The 23147-nt window shown below is 65.1% G+C and carries 22 protein-coding genes, 1 tRNA gene, 2 pseudogenes and 1 riboswitch; of the genes and pseudogenes, 8 read left to right on the top strand and 17 right to left on the bottom strand.

Features of this window, described 5'->3' with window-relative positions; translation table 11 throughout:
* Positions 1-3: 3 nt before the first annotated feature.
* The 4 genes from thiC to ACZ47F_RS11320 form a co-directional block, all read right to left on the bottom strand.
* On the bottom strand, positions 4-2040 hold the full coding sequence (thiC, locus tag ACZ47F_RS11335; RefSeq protein WP_464924816.1) for a phosphomethylpyrimidine synthase ThiC: 2037 nt from the start codon (positions 2038-2040) through the stop codon (positions 4-6).
* A gap of 30 nt (positions 2041-2070) precedes the next feature.
* Positions 2071-2194: riboswitch (TPP riboswitch) on the bottom strand.
* A gap of 47 nt (positions 2195-2241) precedes the next feature.
* Positions 2242-3108 (bottom strand): pirin family protein, encoded by an 867-nt coding sequence (locus tag ACZ47F_RS11330; protein ID WP_464924815.1) that lies wholly within the window; start codon positions 3106-3108, stop codon positions 2242-2244.
* 86 nt (positions 3109-3194) lie between these two features.
* Complete coding sequence (locus tag ACZ47F_RS11325) at positions 3195-4154, bottom strand: fatty acid desaturase (RefSeq protein ID WP_464924814.1); 960 nt, start codon at positions 4152-4154, stop codon at positions 3195-3197.
* Complete coding sequence (locus ACZ47F_RS11320) at positions 4151-5968, bottom strand: bifunctional diguanylate cyclase/phosphodiesterase (RefSeq protein ID WP_464924813.1); 1818 nt, start codon at positions 5966-5968, stop codon at positions 4151-4153. Before ACZ47F_RS11320 ends, ACZ47F_RS11325 begins: the two co-directional genes overlap by 4 nt.
* 210 nt (positions 5969-6178) lie before the next feature.
* Here ACZ47F_RS11320 and wrbA point away from each other — a divergent pair, with 210 nt between their 5' ends.
* On the top strand, positions 6179-6781 hold the full coding sequence (gene wrbA / locus ACZ47F_RS11315) for an NAD(P)H:quinone oxidoreductase (RefSeq protein WP_464924812.1): 603 nt from the start codon (positions 6179-6181) through the stop codon (positions 6779-6781).
* A complete protein-coding gene (locus tag ACZ47F_RS11310) occupies positions 6781-7065 on the top strand; it encodes a YkgJ family cysteine cluster protein (RefSeq protein WP_464924811.1) in 285 nt (94 codons plus the stop codon). The genes wrbA and ACZ47F_RS11310 overlap by 1 nt, the downstream gene beginning before the upstream one ends.
* 203 nt (positions 7066-7268) lie before the next feature.
* On the opposite strand, the gene ACZ47F_RS11305 is transcribed toward ACZ47F_RS11310, so the two are convergent.
* The 4 genes from ACZ47F_RS11305 to polA all read right to left on the bottom strand — a co-directional run bounded on the left by ACZ47F_RS11305 (position 7269) and on the right by polA (position 13208).
* Entirely contained in the window at positions 7269-7583 is a 315-nt protein-coding gene (locus ACZ47F_RS11305; RefSeq protein WP_464924810.1) for a FeoC-like transcriptional regulator, read from the bottom strand.
* The gene (gene feoB, locus ACZ47F_RS11300; RefSeq protein WP_464924809.1) at positions 7580-9931 is read right to left on the bottom strand and encodes a Fe(2+) transporter permease subunit FeoB; all 2352 of its coding nucleotides are present in this window, start codon (positions 9929-9931) and stop codon (positions 7580-7582) included. Before feoB ends, ACZ47F_RS11305 begins: the two co-directional genes overlap by 4 nt.
* Positions 9928-10200 carry a FeoA family protein gene (locus ACZ47F_RS11295; protein WP_464924808.1) on the bottom strand — a complete coding sequence of 91 codons (273 nt, stop codon included), beginning with the start codon at positions 10198-10200 and terminating at the stop codon, positions 9928-9930. Before ACZ47F_RS11295 ends, feoB begins: the two co-directional genes overlap by 4 nt.
* Positions 10201-10412: 212 nt before the next feature.
* Complete coding sequence (gene polA / locus ACZ47F_RS11290) at positions 10413-13208, bottom strand: DNA polymerase I (protein WP_464924807.1); 2796 nt, start codon at positions 13206-13208, stop codon at positions 10413-10415.
* Positions 13209-13242: 34 nt separating this feature from the next.
* Between polA and ACZ47F_RS11285 the strand changes: the two genes are divergently transcribed.
* From ACZ47F_RS11285 to ACZ47F_RS11265, 5 genes are all read left to right on the top strand, one after another.
* On the top strand, positions 13243-13599 hold the full coding sequence (locus ACZ47F_RS11285) for a hypothetical protein (protein WP_464924806.1): 357 nt from the start codon (positions 13243-13245) through the stop codon (positions 13597-13599).
* Positions 13600-13656: 57 nt separating this feature from the next.
* A complete protein-coding gene (locus tag ACZ47F_RS11280) occupies positions 13657-14598 on the top strand; it encodes a homoserine kinase (RefSeq protein WP_464924805.1) in 942 nt (313 codons plus the stop codon).
* Positions 14599-14695: 97 nt separating this feature from the next.
* Complete coding sequence (locus tag ACZ47F_RS11275; protein ID WP_464924804.1) at positions 14696-15481, top strand: BPSS1780 family membrane protein; 786 nt, start codon at positions 14696-14698, stop codon at positions 15479-15481.
* 165 nt (positions 15482-15646) lie between these two features.
* Complete coding sequence (locus ACZ47F_RS11270) at positions 15647-16054, top strand: MerR family transcriptional regulator (protein WP_464924803.1); 408 nt, start codon at positions 15647-15649, stop codon at positions 16052-16054.
* A 184-nt stretch (positions 16055-16238) separates the two neighbouring features.
* Positions 16239-16315: transfer RNA gene (locus ACZ47F_RS11265), tRNA-Pro, on the top strand.
* Positions 16316-16867: 552 nt separating this feature from the next.
* Here the strand turns inward: ACZ47F_RS11265 and ACZ47F_RS11260 are convergent.
* Both ACZ47F_RS11260 and ACZ47F_RS11255 read right to left on the bottom strand, forming a co-directional pair.
* The gene (locus ACZ47F_RS11260; protein WP_464924802.1) at positions 16868-17365 is read right to left on the bottom strand and encodes a reverse transcriptase domain-containing protein; all 498 of its coding nucleotides are present in this window, start codon (positions 17363-17365) and stop codon (positions 16868-16870) included.
* Between the two features lie 38 nt (positions 17366-17403).
* Positions 17404-17643: pseudogene (locus tag ACZ47F_RS11255) on the bottom strand (integrase core domain-containing protein); the annotation flags it as partial.
* On the opposite strand from ACZ47F_RS11255, the pseudogene ACZ47F_RS11250 reads away from it, so the two are divergent.
* Positions 17635-17943 (top strand): annotated as a pseudogene (locus ACZ47F_RS11250) (hypothetical protein); the annotation flags it as partial. The pseudogenes ACZ47F_RS11255 and ACZ47F_RS11250 sit on opposite strands and share 9 nt — an antisense overlap.
* Before the next feature lie 70 nt (positions 17944-18013).
* On the opposite strand, the gene ACZ47F_RS11245 reads toward ACZ47F_RS11250, so the two are convergent.
* The 7 genes from ACZ47F_RS11245 to ybiB form a co-directional block, all read right to left on the bottom strand.
* Positions 18014-18508 carry a GNAT family N-acetyltransferase gene (locus tag ACZ47F_RS11245; protein ID WP_464924801.1) on the bottom strand — a complete coding sequence of 165 codons (495 nt, stop codon included), beginning with the start codon at positions 18506-18508 and terminating at the stop codon, positions 18014-18016.
* Positions 18505-18777 carry a type II toxin-antitoxin system TacA family antitoxin gene (locus ACZ47F_RS11240; RefSeq protein ID WP_464924800.1) on the bottom strand — a complete coding sequence of 91 codons (273 nt, stop codon included), beginning with the start codon at positions 18775-18777 and terminating at the stop codon, positions 18505-18507. Before ACZ47F_RS11240 ends, ACZ47F_RS11245 begins: the two co-directional genes overlap by 4 nt.
* 229 nt (positions 18778-19006) lie before the next feature.
* Entirely contained in the window at positions 19007-20143 is a 1137-nt protein-coding gene (locus ACZ47F_RS11235; protein WP_464924799.1) for a Fic family protein, read from the bottom strand.
* A gap of 254 nt (positions 20144-20397) precedes the next feature.
* Positions 20398-20808 (bottom strand): type II toxin-antitoxin system VapC family toxin, encoded by a 411-nt coding sequence (locus tag ACZ47F_RS11230; RefSeq protein WP_464924798.1) that lies wholly within the window; start codon positions 20806-20808, stop codon positions 20398-20400.
* A complete protein-coding gene (locus tag ACZ47F_RS11225; RefSeq protein ID WP_464924797.1) occupies positions 20805-21035 on the bottom strand; it encodes a FitA-like ribbon-helix-helix domain-containing protein in 231 nt (76 codons plus the stop codon). Before ACZ47F_RS11225 ends, ACZ47F_RS11230 begins: the two co-directional genes overlap by 4 nt.
* A gap of 223 nt (positions 21036-21258) precedes the next feature.
* Positions 21259-22083: a uroporphyrinogen-III C-methyltransferase gene (cobA, locus tag ACZ47F_RS11220; RefSeq protein ID WP_464924796.1), complete on the bottom strand. Its 825-nt coding sequence runs from the start codon at positions 22081-22083 to the stop codon at positions 21259-21261.
* 20 nt (positions 22084-22103) lie between these two features.
* Positions 22104-23144 carry a DNA-binding protein YbiB gene (gene ybiB / locus ACZ47F_RS11215; RefSeq protein WP_464924795.1) on the bottom strand — a complete coding sequence of 347 codons (1041 nt, stop codon included), beginning with the start codon at positions 23142-23144 and terminating at the stop codon, positions 22104-22106.
* Positions 23145-23147: the final 3 nt, after the last annotated feature.

Here is a 23147-nt window from a genome sequence, read left to right as displayed (position 1 = left end):
GGCTCAGGCCTTGTCGCTGCCCGCTGCAGAGACCATCCCCTTGCCTACCCTGTCGATAAGCTGGGAGGGACTGAGACCTCCTTGTGTGTCATCTGCGCCGCCAGTTGGTGACGGAGCTTGGGCGGGGGAAAAGCCCGCCCGGGAACTGCCCGGCAACGGGACATGCACATACACCTCGCCACCACCGGCGCGGAACTCGGCGGACATCTGCGCCATGCCCACCTCGGTCGCCTGCGTCGCATCCAGTCCTTGTTGCGCTGCGAACTCGCGTACTTCCTGCGTGATTTTCATCGAGCAGAACTTCGGCCCGCACATCGAGCAGAAGTGCGCGGTCTTGAACGCCTCTTTCGGCAGCGTCTCGTCGTGGAATTCCTTGGCCTTCTCCGGATCGAGGCCGAGGTTGAACTGGTCATCCCAGCGGAACTCGAAGCGCGCCTTGGACAGCGCGTTGTCGCGCGCCTGCGCGCCCGGGTGACCCTTGGCGAGGTCGGCGGCGTGCGCGGCGATCTTGTAGGCAACAATGCCGTCGCGTACGTCCTGTTTGTCCGGCAGGCCCAGATGCTCCTTCGGCGTGACGTAGCAGAGCATCGCCGTGCCATACCAGCCGATCATCGCCGCGCCGATGGCGCTGGTGATGTGGTCGTAGCCGGGGGCGATGTCGGTGGTCAGCGGCCCGAGGGTGTAGAACGGTGCCTCGCCGCACTTCTCGAGCTGCCGCTCCATGTTCTCTTTGATGAGGTGCATCGGAACATGGCCCGGGCCTTCGATCATCACCTGCACATCGTGCTTCCAGGCGATCTGAGTGAGCTCACCGAGGGTGTCGAGCTCGGCGAACTGCGCTTCGTCGTTGGCATCGGCGATCGACCCCGGGCGCAGTCCGTCGCCGAGGCTGAAGGCGACGTCGTACGCCTTCATGATCTCGCAGATTTCCTCGAAGTGCGTGTAGAGGAAGTTTTCCTTGTGATGCGCCAGACACCACTTGGCCATGATGGAGCCGCCGCGCGAGACGATGCCGGTGACGCGCTTGGCGGTCAGCGGAATGAACGCAAGCCGCACGCCGGCATGGATGGTGAAGTAGTCCACGCCCTGCTCGGCCTGCTCGATCAGTGTGTCGCGAAACAGCTCCCAGCTCAGGTCTTCGGCGACGCCGCCGACTTTTTCCAGCGCCTGGTAGATCGGCACCGTGCCGATCGGCACCGGCGCGTTGCGGATGATCCACTCGCGGGTTTCGTGGATGTGCTTGCCGGTGGACAGGTCCATCACCGTATCAGCGCCCCAGCGGATCGCCCAAACCATTTTTTCCACCTCTTCGGCGATGCTCGAGGTGGTTGCCGAATTGCCGATGTTGGCGTTGATTTTCACCAGGAAGTTGCGGCCGATGATCATCGGCTCGCTCTCTGGGTGGTTGATGTTGCACGGGATGATCGCACGGCCGCGGGCAACTTCGTCGCGCACAAACTCGGGCGTGATCCGCAGCGGGATGCGCGCCCCCAAACTCTGCCCCGGGTGTTGTTTCAGCAGCCCGGAGTCGGCGAGCAGCTCGAGCCGCTGGTTCTCGCGGATGGCGACGAACTCCATCTCCGGCGTGACGATGCCGCGGCGCGCGTAGTGCATCTGCGTGACGTTCGCGCCGGACTTGGCGCGGCGCGGCAGCGGCAGCTGCGAAAAGCGCACGGCGTCGAGACTTGGGTCGGTCATGTGGCGCCGCGTGGTGTCGGAACTGAACGCCGCCAGCCTCTCGCTGTCGCCGCGCTCGGCAATCCACGCCGCGCGCAGTGCGGGCAGGCCGCGCGCCAGATCGATGTCCACCTGCGGATCGGTGTACGGGCCGGATGTGTCGTAGACCGTAAATGGCGGGTTCTTTTCCACTCCGAACACCGCCGGCGTGTCGCTGAGGCGAATTTCGCGCATCGGCACGCGGATGTCGGCGCGACTGCCCTGCAGATAAATCTTTCGGGAAGCGGAAAACGGGGTGCGGGTGATACGCTCGGTCAGCTCGGGGGCGTCGACCTTGTAGCGGGCTTCGGGCAGTGCAGACATGAGACCTCCGGGATGGATGACTGCCTGCCGTTGCACCGGCGCCTGGTTCCCTCCGCGGGTAGCAAGGTGCAAGACCTTCGCCCGATCAGGTTCAGCGGATTCTGCGCTACGCAGTCTCAGCCGGGAGTTGCACCCGGCGCTCCGACAAGCTCTCCGCCCAGTATAGACGCATCACCGGCGCGCGCAATGCCCGGGCTGGCCCTATGCCGTGATCGCGCCGAAGCGGCCGCTGCTGAAATCGCACATCGCCTGCTCGATCTCCTGCCGCGTGTTCATCACGAACGGACCATGGCCAACGATGGGCTCGTCGATCGGCTCGCCGCTGAGCACCAGCACTGTGGCGTCTTGCTCGGCTTGGATCTGAGCGCCCCGCCCGTCGCGGCTGAACAGGGCGAACTGCCCTGAACCCACGCGGATGCCCCCGTCAAGCACGAGGCTGCCATGCAGCACGACCAATGTCAGCGTGCGCCCATCGGCGACATCCAGCTGGGCCTGCGCTGCCTGGTTCAGGCGCATGTCCCAGACGTCCACCGGCGTGAAGGTGCGCGCCGGGCCGCGCTGCCCGTTGAATGCACCGGCGATCACCCGCACCCGACCGCCGCCACCCAGCAGCGCAAGTTCGGGAATGTCGGCGCGCAGCAGGGTCTGGTATGCCGGCTCGACCATTTTGTGGCGTGCCGGCAGATTGACCCAGAGTTGCACCATCTCCAGCGTTCCCCCGTGCTCGGTGAACGCCCGGGAGTGAAATTCATCATGCACGACGCCACGGCCTGCGGTCATCCATTGCACATCGCCCGGGCCGATGTGACCTCCTGCGCCGGTGGAGTCGCGGTGGTCGACCTCACCCTGATAGACGATGGTCACGGTCTCGAAGCCGCGGTGCGGATGCGCACCGACGCCGCGTGGCCGCATCGCCGGTGCAAACGTCGTCGGTGCTGCATAGTCGAGCAACAAAAATGGGCTGAGGTCCTTGCCGTGGCTGTCGTAGCTGAACAGCGAGCGCACGAGGAAGCCGTCGCCGACCCAATGCTGATGCGGGTTGCCATGGACGCCCTGAACACGTTTCATGCTTTCTCCTGCCTGGCAAGGCCCAAACCCCACCGCGCAAACAGGATAGCCGCGGGCATCAATCCCTTGCAGATGCCGCCCCCTGTTCAGTCGCGCAGGCTGAGTCTACTCTGCGGAACCGGCCCGCGCAGCTGCGCCAGCAGCGCCGCTGCATAGTGTGGCGCAGCATCGAGCTCGCCAGCCTGCGCCGCGTGCGGCAGCGCAGACCATGGCAACGCCGGGTGGCGGTGATGCACCGCGTGGTAGTTGAAGTGCAGGATCAGCGCCGACGCCAGCCGCGGCAGGCGCAGATTGCGTGCAAACCGCACATCGCCGCCCGGCGCATGCAGCGGCGTCGCGTAGTGATAGGCGTTGTCGGTCAGAGAGATCAGCAGCCCGCGCCCCAGCAAGGCTAGCAGCAGCAAGTCGACATGCGGCCCGTACAGCCAAATGCCCAGACCGATGAGCGTCAGCGAGGCTGCACTGTCCCGCCGCAGTTGACCAAGCATATCGGGCTGTAGCAGCTGCCGCTGGATGCTTTCAGACAGAGATGGCAGGCCGGGCTGCGCGGGCAAACGCGCGGCAAGGTGCAGCAGCAGCGTGGGCGGTAGCCAGACGAGAAGCAGCGCGGCTGCTTCTGCCGCGTACAGCCCGATGAGCAGCTGTGGGTAATAGCGCAGCGCCGCGCGCCAGCGGCTGCAGTGCGCATCGTCGTAGACCTCGCTACGGTCGATCGCGGTGCGGTTGAAACGGTGGTGTTTCAGGTGGCCAAAGCGCAACACGCCGAACGGTGCCGGAAAGCCGACGGCCAGCAGCCGCGACAGCGTGTCGTTGACCCGCCGGTTCGGATGCAGCACGGCGTGGATGCCCTCGTGCAGCAAGGCCCAGTAACTGGTGGTCGCCAGCACCACTGACAGCAGACTCCAGGCCAGCCAGGGCGCCTGCGACAACTGCAGCGGCAGCGCGATCCACAGCCATAGCTGCATGGCGCCGAACCCGGCGACCAGCACCAGATTGCACCGCACAGGAATCGCGCGCCCCGGCGCTTGCGCATCGACGCTGGTCATGCGGCGCTTTCCTGCGAGGGGCGTCTCGGTGCGTAGTCGCGCCGGTCGACGAACAGTGCGTTGCCGGGCGTGCGCTTGGCCAGCTTTTTCAGTTCGACCAGCACCGCGGAGACATCCCGGTGCGAATCGAAACGATGCGGCACCACCGGCAGCGCGCCGATCGACAGCGCGGGCAGCGCAAACCATTGCAGCTCGCCGCGCCGGCTCTCGGCCTCGAAGCCGCCTGCAGCCTGGATCTGCTGATCGAAAAATTGCAGTACCTCGGCGCCAAACCGATCGAGCACCGTTTGCAAGCGTGCAATCGCGTCCTGCGCAGTGCTGAGCACGACGAAATCATCGCCGCCGATGTGGCCGACGAAGTCGCACTCTTGCGCAAAGGCCGCCTGCAGCAAACGTGCGACCAGCAGGATGACCTCGTCTCCCAGCCGGTAGCCGAAGCGGTCGTTGAACGGCTTGAAGTGGTCGATGTCGCAATATGCCGCGGTGAAGGGCAGATCGGCCGCGAGCAGGCGGTCGATCTGCTCGTTGATCGGCACATTGCCGGGCAGCAGGGTCAGCGGATTGGCGTACCGCGCCGCGCGCATCTGGAATTCGCTGACCAGGCGCAGCAGGTCGCCCACCAGCAACAGGCCGCGAAACACGCCCTGCTCGGTCACCAGCACGCCCTCCGTGGCATGACGAAAGCTGGCATCGGCTATGAGCTGGCTGGCCTGGTGCAGGCTGTTTTTCACGTCCAGCCGCAGCACGTCGGCGCTCATCATCTGCGCGCACGGCTTGTTGCCGAACAGATCGCGCACATGCGGCCGCCACAGACGGTCGGCTAGCACATAACGGTTGATGATGCCCAGCGCCCGGCCGGTGGCGTCAACCACCGGAATCGACATCAACTCGGGCTGCGCCTCGAAGCGGCGCAAGACATCGTCGAGCCTGCTGCTAGGCGCCACTGGCGGGATCGGTCGCGCCAGTGCGAGCACCGATTGCTCAATGCTGCCGCGCGCCGCCAGCGCCAGCGGCAGCGCCGCATCGCCGTCCAGGCGCCGGCGCCAGTCGGGCGAGAGTTCGCGCAGCGGGCTGGCGCTGGGCCGCTCGATCACATACCCCTGCGCCATGTGCACACCGATGTCGCGCAGGGTCAGCAAGTCCTGCTCGTTTTCCACGCCCTCGGCAATCACCCAGGACTGGCTGGCTTCGGCCATCAGCAGCATCGATCGCACGAAGGCCAGCTTGAGCGCATCGCCGCTCACCCCCTGGCAGAACTGCCGGTCGATCTTGAGATAGCGTGGATGCAGACGCTGCCAGAGATCGAACCGGCCAAAGCCGCGCCCCATGTCGTCCAGCGCCAAACCATATCCCAGCCGGTGCAGGGTCTGCGCCTCGTCAAAGGCACGTGCGTCACCGAGCAGGTCGTCGGACTCGAGCAGCTCGAGCACCAGGCGCGACGGCTCGATGCCAAGTTTCTGCAGCATGTCGAGGGTTTCGCCGCGGGAAAAACAACCTCGGTCGAACAGCGCCTGCGTGACATTGACGAACAGCAGACCGGGCAGCCGTGCCTGGGCGAAAGTCTGCAGACTGGTGTGCAGACAGAGCTTGTCGAGTGCGGGTAGCAGGCCGGCAAGCCGCGCGGCATCGAACAAGGCGTCCGGGCGCTCGAGCGCCGAGCCGCGCGGCCCGCGGATCAGCGCCTCGAACGCATGGACTTCCCTCCGTCGCAGATCGATGATGGGCTGGAACTCGACACGCAGCGCGCACTCCCGCAGTATCCTCTGGACAATGGCCTTACGGTAGTCGGGCGGGGCGGCAGTGAGCGCAAGCATCGCGGGGAGGAAGCAGTGGACGTTCTCGTTGTATGCCCGGGACATGACAGGACGATGACAGATGAACGGGGGCGCTGCGCAATGCCCTGCCCCGGTACTCGGCAGCTCCACGCGGCGGGAGCGTGTCGGGCCGCGCTGGCGCAGAATGCTGCAGGCTGCAGCGAAACTGCCGCAGCGTGAATCCAACCCAAGCTGAAAGCGGAGATCAAAATGGCAAAAATCCTCGTCCTTTACTACAGCACCTGGGGCCATGTCGAAACGATGGCACACGCGGTGGCCGAAGGCGCGCGCAGCGTGTCGGGCTGCACTGTGGACATCAAGCGCGTGCCCGAAACCATGCCGCCCGAGACCGTCGCCGCGATCCATGCCAAGACCGACCAGGCCGCACCGATCGCCAGGCCCGAAGACCTGGCCGATTACGACGCCGTGATCTTCGGCACGCCCACCCGCTTTGGAAACATGTGCGGGCAGATGCGCAACTTTCTCGACCAGACCGGCGCACTGTGGCAGCAAGGCAAGCTGGTGGGCAAGGTCGGCAGCGTCTTCGCTAGCACCGCGAGCCAGCATGGCGGGCAGGAAACCACCATCACCTCATTTCACACCACGCTGTTTCACCACGGCATGGTGGTGGTTGGCGTGCCCTACGCCTGCGCCGGGTTGACCAAGATGGACGAGATCACTGGCGGCACGCCATACGGCGCAACCACACTGAGCAAGGGTGATGGCAGCCGTCAGCCCAGTGCCAACGAACTCGACATTGCCCGCTTCCAGGGCAAGCATGTGGCGGAAATCACCAAGAAGTTGTTTGGCTAATGACTGCTCAAGCGGACGCAGGCCACGCCTGCCGTCCCGGCTGCGCGGCCTGCTGTATCGCGCCGTCGATCAGCAGCGCGATTCCCGGCATGCCGCAAGGCAAGCACGCAGGCGTGCCCTGCGTGCAGCTCACCGCCGACCTGCGTTGTGCAATCTTCGGCAGCGCGCAGCGCCCGCGCTGCTGCAGCGGCCTGCAACCCAGCGCGGAGATGTGCGGACAAAGCCGCGAGCACGCACTGCGCTGGCTGGGCTGGATGGAGCGCCAGACCGCGCCATCCAGTTGACGCGCTGGCGCTTTAGCAGGCCGTTGAAAAACTACTGCGGTGAGCCATCTGCGGCGTTGCACGGTGCTCGCTGCCTCGCCTATCTATTTGATATGTCTCGGTCGCTGCGCGCCGTGCGCCTTGCATCTGGCCATCCTCGCGACGTTTTTCAACGGCCTGTTAGACCGTGCAGCAAAACCGCGTGCAAGCGCTGCGGCGCACTTTCAGGCAGGGTGTAGGCGGACAGCCGGGTGGTTCGTCATGGGCTGGGCCGAGGCGTGCGCGCCACGCCATCGATACAGCACCGCAGCAGTATGGCCGCTGCCGCAAGCGCCGCAGTGTTGACAAGAGCCCGAACCGCAGGACGCCCCCTGGGCATCGAGCCGCTCGATCAGCCCGCGCTGCACCCAGTGCGCCAGCATGTCCTGTGCCACGACAACGGGCACCTGCACGCAGGCGGCGACCTCCGCCGCGCTGGCCAGCTGCCTGTCACGCAGGCAGTCGCGCACCGCAAACAGCGGGTTCACCGCGGCATTCATGCCAGGCTCTCCAGCCCATGCGCGGCCATGCGCTGCTCGGCACGGTTGCCGTACAGGCGCAGGCCGATGACCAGCAGCGCGAACGCGGCTAGACAGCCAGCGATCCACAGCAGCGACGACTGCGGATGCGCGGCAAAGGTTCCGGTCTGGTAAACGATGGTGGCCGCAGCCCAGGCGATGCCGATCCCGTAGAACACCGAAAACACCATCCAGCCCCAGCCCACTTCGCGCCGCAGCGCACCCATGGTGCTGGCGCACGGCACGTACAGCAGCACGAACACCAGATAGGCAAACGCCGACAGCGGAGTGAATGCTGCGGCCAGTTCGGCCAAGGTTTCGTTGCTCGCACCCGAAGCCTGCTCGGCGTCCTGCGCCGACTGCAGACGGTGCAGGCCCAGCGGGTCGAATAGATTGCCGAAAAATCCAGCGGCGTTTTGCGGAATGGTCTGGACCGCTTCCCAAAGCTGCGCGGCCACATCGGGGTGGCGATAGCGCTGCATCAGATCGCCCGACTGCTGCCGCTGGTAGATGCCATTGAGCGTGCCGATCACGATTTCCTTGGCCGCCGCGCCTGCGAGCAGGCCGGACACCGCAGGCCAGTTCTCCTGCGTGATGCCCATCGGCGCGAACACCGGGGCGATCGCCCGGCTGCCCTGCGCCAGCAGCGAATGGTCGATGTCGGTGGCCTGCAGGCCCTTGCCGGTCCAGCCGATGCCGGGCAGCACGAACAGCACGAGGCCGATCGCCACGATCACCTTGCCGACGCGAAACAGAAACACTTTGAGCCGCTGCCAAGCCTGCAGCACCACGCTGCGCATACTGGGCAGGCGGTAGGGCGGCAGCTCCATGACAAAGGGCATTGGTTCGCCGCGAATCGCAGTGCGGCCCAGCATCCACGCGGTCAGCAGGGCTACCATAATGCCCAGCACATACAGCAGGAACACCACCTGCCCGCCACTTTCGCGGAAAAACACCACGGCAAACGCCATGTAGATGGTCAGCCGCGCCGAGCACGACATGAACGGCTGCATCAGCACGGTCAGCAGCCGGCCGCGCGGATCTTCGATGATGCGCGACCCCATGATCGCCGGCACGTTGCAGCCAAAGCCGATGACCATCGGCACCAGCGCATTGCCCGGCAGCCCCAGGCGGCGCATGAAGCGGTCCATCGCATAGGCCGCGCGGGCCATGTAGCCCGAGTCATCGAGAAAGGCAAGAAACAGAAAGGTCAGGCCGATCGGTGGAATGAACGAGATGACCAGATTGAGCCCGCCGCCCACACCGCCGGCGACCATCGACACCACCCAGTCGGGCAGACCGGCCTGCAGCATCACATGCCCCACGCCGCTGATGAGCAGAGCGGAGGATGCCTTGTCGAAAAAATCCAGAAAGATGTTGCCGCCGCTGAAGCTCACCACGAACACCAGATAGAGCACGAGCAGGAACACAGGTACCCCCAACCACTCGGACAGCACCACGCGGTCGAGCATCTGAGTCACGCGGTGGCGCAGACCCATCTTGCCGGTGCGCTGCAGCGCCAGCGCCGCGATGCGGTGCGCCCAGCCGAAACGAGCGGCGGCCACGAGATCGGCCACCTCCTCGCCGGTGAGCGCGAGCACCTGCGCCTGCGCCGCGCTCACCGCCTGTTGCACCGTGGGTTGCGGCAAGACCACTAGCCCTTCGAGCAGTCGCAGCGCCTCGAAGCGGCGCTTGACCGGGCGCGACTCGGCCAGCGTGGCCGCAACCGCATCGATCGCTTGCTCCACTGCATCAGGATAGGGCGCAGCGACCGCTCGCGGCGGTTGCTGCAGCGCCTGCTTGATGGTGTCGAGCAGTTCCTGCCGCCCGCGCCCCTTGCGCGCCACCAGCGGCACCACCGGCACCCCGAGGTGTTCGGAAAGCGCCCGCACCTGTGGCTCCAGCCCGAGCGCCTGCGCTTCGTCCACCATGTTCAGCGCGAGAATCAGCGGCCTGCCGGTTTCGAGTAGTTCGAAGGTCAGCGCCAGATGCCGCTCCAGATTGGAGGCATCGACGATGTTGACGATCAGGTCGACCCGCTGGTCGAGCAGGAAATTGCGCGCCACGCCCTGGTCGGCGCCGCCGCCACCGAGCAGGCTGTACACGCCGGGCAGATCGACCACGCAAAGTTTGTGCCCGCCCGCACGCGCCGTGCCACGGCGCTGCTCGACGGTGACGCCGGGCCAGTTGCCGACATGCTGATGCGCCCCAGTGAGCAGGTTGAACACCGTGGTCTTGCCGCAATTGGGATTACCCGCCAGCGCGATCACCGGCAGATCGCTCCCCTCTTTTGGCGCCATGGCGCCACCCGCTGCGTGGCAGGCACTCATACTGCCCATTCCTGCAGTGCCGCCGCGTCGATCGGAGTGACGAGGATCTTGTCGGTTACCCCGCGGCCGAGCGCAATGCGCGCGCCGCCCACTTGCACCACGGTGCCGCGTGCGCCGGGGCCGTGCACCACGCAGAGCGGCACACCGCGACGGATACCCAGCATCACCATGCGCTGCATCATGGTGCGCCCGCCGCCGATGCTCAGCACCCGGGCGCATTGGCCGTGGCGAATCTGCGCCAGGGAAACCACTTCAGGACTGGGGTTCATGATCTGTCTGTCGTGCTGCCGAGGAGCAGCGATGGAGCCCATGGGATTGCTGCAGATCGGGATGTCGCTGCATGCAACCCACTATCAAACAACTGCGCAAATGATAACGTTTATCGTTTCACGAGTCATCCCCCCTGCACGCCGATCGAGAACAAGCCCTGCGCGTGATGCCAGGCGGGCACCGCCTGGCGACGCAAGCCGCCGATCCGCCCTCAGTGCGCCAGCTCCCAGTTTGCGCCGATCCCGAGTTCGGCCAGCAGCGGCACGTCGAGCTTGGCCACCCCCGCCATCAGGCGCGGAATGTGCTCGCGCACCCAGCCGGTCTCGTTCTCGGGCACCTCGAATACCAGTTCGTCATGCACCTGCATGATCATGCGGGTGTGCCGACCCTCGCGGCTGAGCGCCTGGTCCACCGCGACCATCGCCATCTTGATCAGATCGGCCGCTGTGCCCTGCATCGGTGCGTTGATCGCCGCGCGCTCGGCCGCCGCACGGCGCGGCCCGCTGGCGTGAATGTCTGGCAGCCAAAGTCGCCGCCCGAACACGGTCTCGACATACCCCTGCTCGGCCGCCAACTTGCGGATACGGTCCATGTAAGCGGCCACGCCGGGATAGCGGGCGAAATACCGGTCGATGTAGAGCTGCGCAGCACTGCGCTCCAGGCCCAGGTTACGCGCCAGACCGAACGCGCTCATGCCGTAGATCAGGCCGAAATTGATGACCTTGGCCATGCGGCGCTGCTCGCTGCTGACCTCGGGCGGGCTGACACCGAAAATCTCTGCAGCGGTGGCGCGGTGGATGTCCTCGCCGGCCGCGAAGGCCGCCAGCAGCCCGGCGTCCTGCGAGAGGTGGGCCATGATGCGCAGCTCGATCTGCGAGTAGTCTGCCGAGGCGATCAGCCAGCCTTTGGGTGCGATGAAGGCTTCGCGGATGCGCCGCCCCTCGGCGGTGCGCACCGGGATGTTCTGCAGATTGGGATCGTTGGACGCCAGCCGTCCGGTCACCGCCACCGCTTGCGCATAGTTGGTATGTACCCGCCCGGTAGCGGGGTTGATCATCTGCGGCAGCTTTTCGGTGTACGTGCTGCGCAGCTTGGACAGGCTGCGGTGGTCGAGGATGACGCGCGGCAGCGGATAGTCCTCGGCCAGCTTTTCCAACACTTCCTCGTCGGTGGACGGCGCGCCCGACGCGGTTTTCTTCAGCACTGGAAGTTTGAGCCGGTCGAACAGCACCTCGCCGATCTGCTTTGGGCTGCCAAGGTTGAACGGCCCACCCGCGAGTTCATGCGCCTGCGCTTCCAATGCCTGCATCTTGGCGGCCAGCTCACGGCTTTGCAGCCGCAGCAGGTCGCCGTCGACCAGCACGCCGGTGCGCTCAATGCGCTGCAGCACCTCGCTGACCTGCAGCTCCAGCGCGTAGATGCGCGCCAGCCCCGCATCGGTCTGGATGCGCGGCCAAAGCACCTGGTGCACCTGCAGCGTGAGGTCGGCGTCCTCGCTGCTGTAGCGCGTGGCCAGATCCAGCGCCACCTGGTCGAAGGTGATGGCCTTGGTCCCCTTGCCGCAGACCTGCTCGTAGCTCAGCACCTCGTCGCGCCCCAGGTGGCGAATGGCCAGGCTGTCGAGGCTGTGCGGCTTGTGCGCCTCGAGCACATAGCTTTGCAACAGGGTGTCATGAACATAGCCGCGCACCACGATGCCCGCATTCTGCAGCACATGCCGGTCGTACTTGGAGTTCTGTCCGAGCTTGGGCTTGTCCGCATTTTCCAGCCAGGGCTTGAGGCGGGCGAGCACGGCGTCGCGCTGCAGTTGCTGCGGCGCGCCGGGGTAGTCGTGCGCCAGCGGCAGATAGGCCGCTTCGCCCGCAGTGACGCAGAACGACAGCCCGACCAGCCGCGCCCGCATCGGGTCGAGTGAATCGGTCTCGGCGTCGAGCGCGGTCAGCGCCGCCTGGTCGATGCGCGCCAGCCAGGCGTCGAACCGCTCCCAGGTCAACAGGGTTTCGTACTCCGCCTTCGCGGGCGACTTGTGCGCGGCCGCAGCCGGCTGCGGCGCGACATCCGCCGAGGGCGGGTCGGCCGCATCGTCGAGCAAAGACGTCTGTCCCGCACCCTGCGCCTTCATCTCCTGTGCAAACCGCCGCATGCCGTAACGGGTGAAAAAAGGCAGCAGGGCATGTACGTTTTCCGGCGCGGGACGCAAGTCAGTGTCGAAATCGCGTGCGTATCCATCCAGATCGCAGTTGGTGGAAATGGTCACCAGCTGGCGCGCCTTGGGCAGCCAGTCGAGTGCGGCGCGCAGGCTCTCGCCCGCGGCACCTCCAATCTCGCCGGCATGCGCGATCAGAGCATCGAGCGAGCCATACTGGTTGAGCCATTTCGCCGCGGTCTTTGGCCCGACCTTGGGCACGCCGGGCACGTTGTCCACCGCATCGCCCACGAGGGTGAGGTAGTCGACGATGCGCTCTGGCGGCACGCCGAACTTCTGCTGCACGCCAGCCACGTCGAGCACTTCGTTGCTCATGGTGTTGACCAGTGTGATGTGGTCGTTGACCAGTTGCGCCATGTCCTTGTCGCCGGTGGACACCAGGGTGCGGATGCCCGCCTCCTGCGCGCGCACCGCCAGGGTGCCGATCACGTCATCAGCCTCGACACCGGGCACTTCGAGCAGTGGCCAGCCCATCAGCCGCACTGCCTCGTGGATCGGCTCGATCTGCGCTGCCAGCTCGGGCGGCATGGGTGGGCGCTGCGCCTTGTACTGATCAAACAGCGCATTGCGGAAGGTCGGGCCCTTGGCATCGAACACGCAGGCGGCGTAGCGATAGCCCTTGGCCACCGGATACTGCTCGCGCAGGCGCCGTAGCATGGCCACCATGCCATAGAGCGCCCCTGTGGGCTGTCCCTCGGGGCCGCGCAGATCGGGCATGGCGTGAAACGCGCGATACAAGTAGCTGGAGCCATCGACCAGCAGCAGTATGGGCGCAGACTCGGTTTGCGGTGAGGAATTCATCCCCGCATTATCGGCCGCACCGTAAAATCGGCGCATGAACACGCCGCGCATCGCATCCCACCCATTCTCCCATTGGCCCGCCTTGCTGGTTGCCGGTCTGTGCCTGGCGCAGCCGGTTCGCGCGCAAAGCTCACCGCAGGCACCGGCAGCAGCGCTGGCCGACGCGCAGCCGCGCGAAAAATTCCCCGAGCCGCTGGTGCGCAACATAGTCACCCAGGATCGTTCGGTGCGCATCCAGGAGCAGCAGGTGCGTGGCGCCACCACGTCCATCCATGTGCAGCCGCTGCATGGTGGCGCGGCCTACAACGTGGTGCCGCCCAGCGTCTCGTCCAGCATCGATCCGGCCCGCCTGCAAGGGCAGGCGCAGTGGAAGGTGCTGACCTTCAAGTAAAGCGGGTTGGCCCATGCCCATGCGGCATGCGGCCCGGTTTCTCCTCCAACGTCTTTCATGGCCGTCTTCACTGCGCTCGACCCGGTCGAGGTCGACACCTGGCTTGCCCGTTTCGATCTCGGTACACGCACCGAGCTGCAAGGCATTGCCAGCGGGATCGAAAACACCAACTACTTTCTGAGCACGACCAAGGGACGTTTCGTGCTGACCCTATTCGAGCGTCTGCAGGCCGAGCAGCTGCCGTTCTACCTCGGGTTGATGCATCACCTCGCCGCGCACGGCATCCCGGTGCCCGATCCCATGCCCGACCGTCACGGCCAGACCTTGCACAGTTTGAAGGGCAAGCCCGCGGCGCTGGTCACCCGGCTCGCCGGGCGCAGCCAGCTGCAACCCACCCCGGCGCATTGCGCGCAGGTCGGGCATTGGCTGGCGCGCATGCACCTGGCCGCAAGCGACTACCCTGGCACGCAGCCCAATCTACGCGGGTTGGATTGGCAGCGGCGCACCATTCCCGCCATCCTGCCGCATCTCACCCCTGCGCAGCATGCGCTGATCACCAGCGAACTCGATCACCAGACCCGCGTTGCCGCCTCGCCGGCCTATGCCCTGTTGCCGCGCAGCGCAGTGCATGCCGATCTGTTCCGCGACAATGTGCTGTTCGATGGCGACAGGCTATCGGGCATTTTCGACTTCTACTTCGCCGGCGTGGACACCTGGGTGTTCGACCTCGCAGTGGCGCTCAATGATTGGTGCATCGTGCCGCAGACCGGCGCGTTCGACCCCGCGCGTCATGACGCCCTGCTACACGCTTACACCGCCGAGCGCCCGCTGCACCCCCCCGAGCATGCGCTGCTGCCCGATGCGCTTCGCGCTGCGGCGCTGCGCTTCTGGACCTCGCGGCTCGCCGACTTTTACCTGCCGCGCAATGCGCATCTGCTGACCCCGCACGATCCGGTCCACTTTGAGCGCGTGCTGCGCCAGCGCGTTGCGGCGCACTGAGCCGCATCTTGTCGGTCGGGCGCAGCCGGTACCATTGGCCCTGCGCGCGGCGCCCGCCCTGCCCTTTGCATCGCGCCCTCACCTGCTCGCCCAACACATGCAACTGCGTACCGTTCCCGCCCGCGAAGGGCTGCTCTGGGTGCAAACCGGCTTTCGTCGCCTGGCAAGTCAACCCTGGGCGACCCTGCTGATGATCCTGACCTATATCGTGGTCACCGGCTTCATTTCGGCGCTGCCGATCGTCGGGCTGGTGTTTCCGCTGTTCGTGGTGCAGTTCGGCACGCTCGGCTTCATGCAGGCCAGTCGCCAGATCGCGCAAGGACAGCCGGTGTGGCCGACGGTGCTGCTCACCGGGTTGCGCAGCGGGCCGGTGGTGCAACGTCATCTGCTGATCCTCAGCGCCCTCTACACCCTGGCCGTGCTGCTGGTGCTGGGCGCAGGCGCGCTGTTCGATGGCGGCGCGATGTTGCGCCTGCTGCTTCTGGGAGACAAGCCCCCGTCCAGCACGATTGCGGACGGCAGCCTGCGGCTCGGTGCGGTGGTCTCGACGCTGGCCTATATCCCGGTCTCGCTCGCGTTCTGGCTGGCGCCACCGCTGATCGCCTGGCACGCTACGCCACCGGTCAAGGCGTTATTTTTCAGCTTCGTGTTGGGACTGCGCAATCTCAAGGCGTTTGCTGTCTACGCATTGCAATGGCTGCTGCTGTTTCTCAGCCTGCCCACGCTCATCGCGCTCGTTGCCAGCCTGCTCGGCGCCAGCCAGGCCCTGGCTGCCGCGCTGAGCATGCCCGTGGTCATCGCCATTTTTCTTGCCTACATCCTGTCCTTTTACGGCACCTACGAATCGCTGGCCGGCGAACCGCAGAGCTTCGTCGCCAGATGAGGCGCGTCGTCAAAACGCCGCACGTCGACATCGGACCGCACCCTCTTTGGACACGCGCCTTGCCGCCACACCGGCAGGATGCGGCAAAATCCCTGGTCGACAATCAACCGCGGCCACGCCACGCGCCAATGCACCGTTGAGCCGGCTCCCGATCTGGTCATCCCCATGAGCGCCCCTTCCACGCTGCCCCCCATTCCCGCCAAGCGCTACTTCACCATTGGCGAAGTCAGCGAGCTGTGCGGCGTGAAATCGCATGTGCTGCGCTACTGGGAGCAGGAATTCGCGCAATTGCGGCCGATGAAGCGCCGCGGCAACCGGCGCTACTACCAGCATCACGAGGTGCTGCTGATCCGCCGCATCCGCGAACTGCTATACGAGCAGGGCTTCACCATCAGTGGCGCGCGGGCCAGACTAGGCGGCAGCTCAAATGAAGATACGTCGGAAGTCGGCGCGCAGCACCGTGGCAGCCCCCACGCGCAGGACCATCAGCATGCCGTCTGCGCGCCGATCCGCTCGGTGCAGGAACTGCGCGCGGAACTGCTGAGCATCCGGCAGAATTTGATCGAGCCGTGAGGTGAGAAGTTGTGAAGATTTCGTGTCGCGAGCGGCATGCTGCCCATGCGCACGGCGCGCAGGGTCCAGACAGATCAACCCCAGATCGGCCAGACCCGAGCACCGCGCTTTGCGGGTAGCGGGCCGCGCAGCAGAAAGATTCACAACTTCTGGGGCTTGGTGTAAAATTACCTGCTTTGGTCGTCGGGGCGTAGCGCAGCCTGGTAGCGCACCTGCATGGGGTGCAGGGGGTCGGAGGTTCGAATCCTCTCGCCCCGACCAAAAACCCGGAAAACGAGTAGTTGCAGAACAAGCCCGTACGACCGTAGCGGGCTTTTTTGTGCCGATCGCGGGTGGGAGCAAATTTCCACTGGATTGCTCAATTCCCCTGGGCACACTGCCTGTTGGCGCAGACCGAAACCGAGCCACTTTTGAGGGTTGTGATCGCGGTAGGGATGCCGGTTGCCCGGCACCCCCCGCACAGATCCGTACGTGCCCAATTAAGGCATACGGCTCCTACCTTGGGTGTTTGACGCTGAACCGCTCTTCGGGCCAGGGATGAAGGATGTGCGGGGGCGGTAGCCACTCGGCCGCGAGCCGATCCATCTTCACCCACGTCACGCCCGCCTTCTGGCTGCGGCGCTCCAAAGAGCGCCGCCAGAACAACAGGACGTGGCGCCGATACACGCAGAGCGCCTGAGCGTTGGTGGGCACCGCGTGGTAGGCGAAGAGCCGGACACCACCGAGCGCAGCCAGTCCCCCTGCTCTGGGATGCTGGCGTGGCGCCGTTGGAGCAGACCGTCCTTGACTGCCTGGAGCGCAGCGCGCATGCGGTCAACGCCGCGTGTGTCGTCGCAGCAGGAATGCACCCCGCCGTGATCGACCACAGATGAACGTGAACCCCAAGAAGTTGAATGTTGGCGGCTTGCCCAGACCCTGGCGATGCCGACGTTCGATCGCGTACCGACCGAACTCCAGCAACTGGGTCTTTCCCCCGTGCAGTTCGAGCGCGAAGCGCGCGAACCGCTCTCGCATCGCGCCCCAGAAGCGCCGCGCATCGGCTTCATGCTCGAAGCCCACGACCAGATCGTCAGCATAGCGAACGATGATGAGGTCGCCGGTCGCCTCGCGCCGCCGCCATTGCTGGGCCCACAGGTCGAAGACGTAGTGCAGGTAGACGTTGGCCAGCAACGGTGAGATCACCGCGCCCTGTGGCGTCCCCTGGTCAGCTGCGCTCCATTGCCCGTCTTCAAGGGCACCGGCCGTGAGCCACTTGCTCAGCAGCCGAACGATGCGCTCGTCGCCGACCCGGTGCTTCACGAAACGCAGCAACCACTCGCGGCTCAATGGCTGGCCCGCAAGTACCCCTGTCAACGCTTCGCTGCCTCGGCCTCGGCCGGCGGGATATAGCCGATGGGTTCGAGCAGTCGGTGATGGTTGAACCACGCCACCCATTCCAGCGTGGCAAGCTCTACCGCTTCCTTGGTCTTCCATGGTGCTCGGCGATGGATCAGCTCGGCTTTGTAGAGGCCGTTGATGGTCTCGGCCAGCGCGTTGTCGTCGCTGTCGCCGGTGGAGCCCACCGAGGGCTCGATGCCGGCTTCGGCCACCTCAAGGCCGATCACCGCATGGACCGCTGTCATCTCAAGGGTGAAACGGGTGACCGGCTGCATGCGGTGCTGTGTGCGGCGGGCTACAACATCCGCTGGCTGCTGCGCATGATCGCCCGAAAGGGCATCACCTTCTTGCGATCTGTTTTTTTGTGTCTGCAACAAGCCAGCGGCCAGAGCGGGTCTTGGGTGGCCGCTGCCATGGCGCGCGTCATGCGCCCTGCAAAGACTTCCTCATCCGCCTGCGCTGGCCCAAGCATTCATGATCCCCTGCTCGCTCTGAGACCCTTCGCCGCTTGAAGTGAATATTTCAGGGACGACGACTTGGCCAGATATACCGACGATACGGAACATCCCTCGATCGAGTCCATCAAGCCTTGACGCTATTCAGGCGCAACATCAGTGTCATCGGATGCTGTGGCGATTCCTGAAAGCCGTAGTGCGCATAAAACTGTTTGGCGCGTTCGTGGAGCGCATGAACCAGCAAGGCTCGTACACTGGTGTTTTGCGATACGGTGATGGCGCGGTTAACCGCGTCTTGCAGCATGGCAGCCCCCAACTTGATGCCCTGTGCCCGCCGGTCGACCGCCAGCCTGCCGAGCACCATGACGGGAACTGGATCGGGCATATTGCGCCGAACCGAGCTGGTTGCCACTTGATGTGCGGCCGCACCAGCCGCCATCGCGTAGAAGCCGCGCACCCGATTTTCTTCATCAACGACCACAAAAGTGCGGCTGGCCCCAGTGAGCTGGTTGTTCATCGCCCGGCGTTTTAGCCACTCATCCAAAGCAGGCTCACCACTCTCGAAGTCGCCCAACAGGTGCGCGGCCGCAAGGGGCTGCGGCGCGGATAGCTTCAAGCTCATGCCGGATTGCTGCCCCACGGCGCTTTTACTGCCATCAGTCGCTCAAGACCCTCATTGGCCCGTGGCGGAGCGTCGAGCATGGCGGTGAACTGCTGGAATTTTTCCGCATCCAGACCGAAGAATACCTGGTCGAGCAGCACGGACTGCGCACGCTCGCAGGCGGCTTCCAGCATGAAGTCCGAACGGTTTTTCCCCAGCAGTCTGGCGGCATGATCGATGAGATCCCGTTGCTCCGGCAAGGCACGTAAATTGATGGCAGCAGCGCGCATGGCGACCTCCTTGTGTGTATTCAACAGATATACAAACGATAGATGCGCGTGTAGCTGTTGTCAATACGCAGTACCAACAGGTCAGCCAGCCTCTGAGCGCGTCGTGCCAGTCCGGCGGTGACGGGTTGCAATCACTCGGGGTGCGCGGAAATATCCTGATCGAGCAGATCCAGAACTACTTTCTCGAACGAACTGCCGGTTGTGGCCTCATCGCCATTGGCACCTTTATTCATGTGCGTTCACCCGCTGGAGGCTCATCCAATACATAGCTGGTACTGCGTCCGCCCGCATCCGATTTCCGCAGCACACCCCGCGCAAGCAGGTCGTTGATGTCGCGTAGCGCGGTGTCTGGCGAGCATTTGGCGATCGACGCCCATTTGCTGCTGGTGAGCTTGCCTTCGAAGCCGTCGAGCAGCTTGTTGAGCAACTTCACCTGCCGCTCGTTCAATGGCGTTGTCGCCCAGCGCTGCCAGAATCGCGTCTTGGTCAGCACCGCATCGAGCGTGTGCTGTGCCTGGTCGACAGCGCGATGGAGGGTATCCAGGAACCAGGCGAGCCACTCGGTGACGTCCACTGAGCGCTTCTGTGTCCGCTCCAGGATATCGTAGTAGGCCTTGCGCTCCCGCTGGATCTGCGCCGACAAACTGTAGAAGCGTTGCGGGCTGCCGTCGGCGCGTGCCAGCAGCAGGTCGCCGATGGCCCGAGCGATACGGCCATTGCCATCGTCGAACGGGTGCAAAGTGACGAACCACAGGTGGCCAAGGCCGGCCTTGAGCAACGGCGGTTCGTTTGATTCGCTATTGACCCAGTCCAGGAACCGGCTGGTTTCGGTCGCTAGGCGATCTGCCGGCGGTGCCTCGAAATGCACTCTCTGGCGGCCGATGGGGCCAGACACCACCTGCATCGGACCGCTGGCATCGTCGCGCCATGCGCCAACCTTGATCTTGGAGAGTCCAGAGTAGCCGGTAGGAAACAGCGCGGCATGCCAACCGAACAGCCGCTCTCGCGACACCGGTGCATGACAGTTGGCGGTGGCATCAAGCACCATCTCGACCACGCCTTCGACGTGCCGATCCACCGGGGCCAGGGCGCCGATGTCCACGCCCAATCGGCGCGCGATGCTCGAACGCACGGATTCGACATTGAGCTGCTCGCCCTCGATCTCGCTGGTTTTGACCACGTCCTCGGTGAGCGCGGCCAGACTCGCCTGATCGCGAAGCGCCATGCCCACGTCGGCCAAGCGACCCATCAAGAGACCTTGAGCACGACTGACCTCTGCCATGGGGCCAGCGAGCACCGCTAGATCGAAGCGCCAGTTCGGCCAGTCGCTGGCCTGCCAGATGTATTTGCAATCGCCGCTGTTCATGCGGAGATTATGGGCCGCAATCTCCGCATGCGCAAGTTATTCGCCGCATATTGTGCGGCGATAGAGCGTGTCATTCTGCTATCAAGAATGTGCGCGATCATGCGCACGTTTCCTTTCCTGCCCCGACGTGTCTTGCTGACCACATTCTTCTCTGACAGGCGTCACTTTCCCAACGACGGCAGAAGCGCCTTCGGGTTCCAGACCGGGGACATGATGAATGCCCACGTGCGGGGCTGCCTCGTCACGGGCTTCCCTCAGGGGTTATCGAGCCCCATCGTTTTCGCGACACGATCCAACCGATCGTCGCAGGTCATAAGGCGCGCCCCATGCCGCTCCGCCAGGGCGAGATAAAGCGCGTCGTACACCGTCAGATTGTTGGCTTGCGCCAGCGCACAGGCGGAGACAAGCAAAGGCGCATGCGGCTCGATACGAACCGGCAAAGAGACGATCGACTCGATGATCGCCCTTGCCTCCTCGGACAACAGCTCGCTGCGCCTTTGCTTGCGCATCAGCACGTTGGCCGACTCAATCAGCATCAGCTCCGGGGCCAGCACGACATCCGAGCCGTGCATCGCCCGGTTCATGGCCGCCTCGATCTCGGGATGAAGCGGTCCGTCCGGGACGAAAAGCCGCACGACGGCTGATGTATCGACCACCCAGATCATCGCGCCCGATCCTCACGGATGTCCTCAACGGTATCACCAAGGACTCGACCGGCGAGCTTGCTACGCCACTGCCTGGCGGCTTCAACTGGCGACGGCTTAGACAGGCGCACTTCCCGTTCGATCAGGGTGCGAACGTATTCCTGCACGCTGCGATGACTGGCGGCCGCCAGCCGCTTCAATGCCTCATGGACATCATCAGAGAGGTTGCGAATATGGAGCGCCTTCATGCTTACCCTATGCTAGCGATTAACTGCTATTAGTGTAGCACGAAAATCGCTTGACACCAGGAGAAAGGAGTGCTAGAAATCGAATCAGGTGCTAACAACACTTCATCAGCGGTCCCCGCGCCCGACAGTTCGGCCTGCCCCGCGTGCGCGGGGATCTACCGTCTGCCAGCAGGTCGGCTTTGGCCGCGCCGGTGCCTGCCCCGCGTGCGCATTCAGCGTGGCCTCAGGCGACACGGCTTGCCCGCGCATCCGAGGGCACTGGCACCATGAGGTCTGCCATGTTGACCTGCATCAACCCCTCGGCGACGTTGCCGATGATCATCACGCAGGGGCTGGCCAAACCGCTGGCGGCGAGGCTATCGGCCAGCCAGCCCAGGCGGGTACGCAGGCGGCGTTCGTCCGCGCAGCTGGCCGACTGCACCAACAGTGCCGGGGTGTGCGCCGGCAGGCCTCCGTCGAGCAGGGCCTGCTGCATGGACGCTGCCGTGGACACGCCCATATAAACCACCAAGGTTAAGCCACTACGGGCCAGCGCAGCCCAGTCGACATCGTTGCCGACGGCGGTGTGGCCGGTGACGAAGGCCACGCCGCGGGCATGGTCGCGGTGGGTGAGCGACAGCGTCGACGCGGCCGCGGCGGCGACACCTGCCGTGATACCGGGCACCACCTCTACCCCAAGGCCGGCTGCGCGCAGTGCCTCGATTTCTTCACCGCAACGGCCGAACAGCAGCGGGTCGCCGCCCTTGAGTCGGACCACGCGCTCGCCGCGCAGGGCTTCGCTCACCATCAGCTTTTCGATGAAGGCTTGCGGTGTGCTGGCGCAGCCGCCGCGCTTGCCGACATGCACGATGCGGCAGCTTGCGGGCAGATGCTGCAGGCAGGCGTCGTTGACCAGATCATCGACCAGCACGAGGCTGGCTTGCTGCAGCACGCGTACCGCTTTGAGCGTGAGCAGTTCGGGGTCGCCAGGGCCAGCACCGACGAGGTGGACTGTGTTGGGGGTATCAGCCTTGATGGCGGTATGCATGGGACGAGACTTGGTTGACATGGCGATTCTCCGGGGGCGTATCAGTCGTGGAGCACGAACTCGAAAGCCAGGTGGGATGCGCCGGCTGCGGCCGCTGCGCGTGGGTCAATGTGCAAGGCAGCGGCAATGACCTCGACTTGGCGCGCCAGCGGCGCTGGCATGGGCATGCGGCCGGCACGCACGTCGGCAATCCAGCCTAGCGTGGCGGCCAGATCGGTACCGCAGGCTGGCAAGGTGACATCGGTTGGTGTTTCCTTGGAGGCTAGCTCCTGGTGTAAACGGCCTTCGGCGTCAATGTGTAACAGTTCACCAGCACGGGTGGGGTGGGCCATGGCCTCGCCTTCGCAGCCGCGCATCAGCAGCGCCGGCTGGCCCAGGCGCTGCAGCACTTCACGCATGAGCACCGCGTATTCCGGGTGGGTGTAGCTGGTCAGCAGCAGGTTGGGTCCGACCACCGGAGACAGTAGCTTCACCACGCTGTGACCGGCGTTACGCACGCCCAGCACGCTGCGCCATTGCAGCAAGGTGGCCAGTTGCGGGCTGATGCGTGCAAGGTCGAGGTAGACCGCTTCGCCTGCATTCAGCAAGGCTTGCGCCTGCATGCTGCTGCCCGCCAGATGCAGCCCGAGCGCGGCCCAGATGCGCGCGGTATGCAAACGGCCATCGCTCTGTTCGGTGCCCAGCACCAGCACCGGAATGCCGCGCTGGCGCAGCAAAAGTGCCAGCAGCGGCACCTGGTTGGGCAGGCGACGCGCACCATTGACGCTGGGCAGAACGACCACCGAGCGCCCCGGCGCGATGGCCAGTAGGCTCTCGCGTACCGCGCGGGTGAAGCCTTCGAGTTCATCGGCGCTCTCACCTTTCATGCGCAGCGCCAGCAGAACGGCCCCGATCTGCGCGTCCGACAGCTCGCGCCGCAGCAGCCAGCGCATCAGCGTTTGCGCCTGCTCCACGCTGAGTCCCCGACTGCCATGCGCGCCGCGGCCGATGGTGCGCAGCATGGCCACGACCTCGGGGTTGAAGCGGTCTGCAGGATCGACCGCTTGCGCAAGCTGGGGCCGTGTTGCTGCGGGGTTTTCCATGGT

It is taken from the genome of Thiomonas islandica (assembly GCF_055383445.1).
The sequence above is the reverse complement of the archived record's forward strand: the minus strand, read 5'-3'. Positions and strand labels throughout refer to the sequence as shown.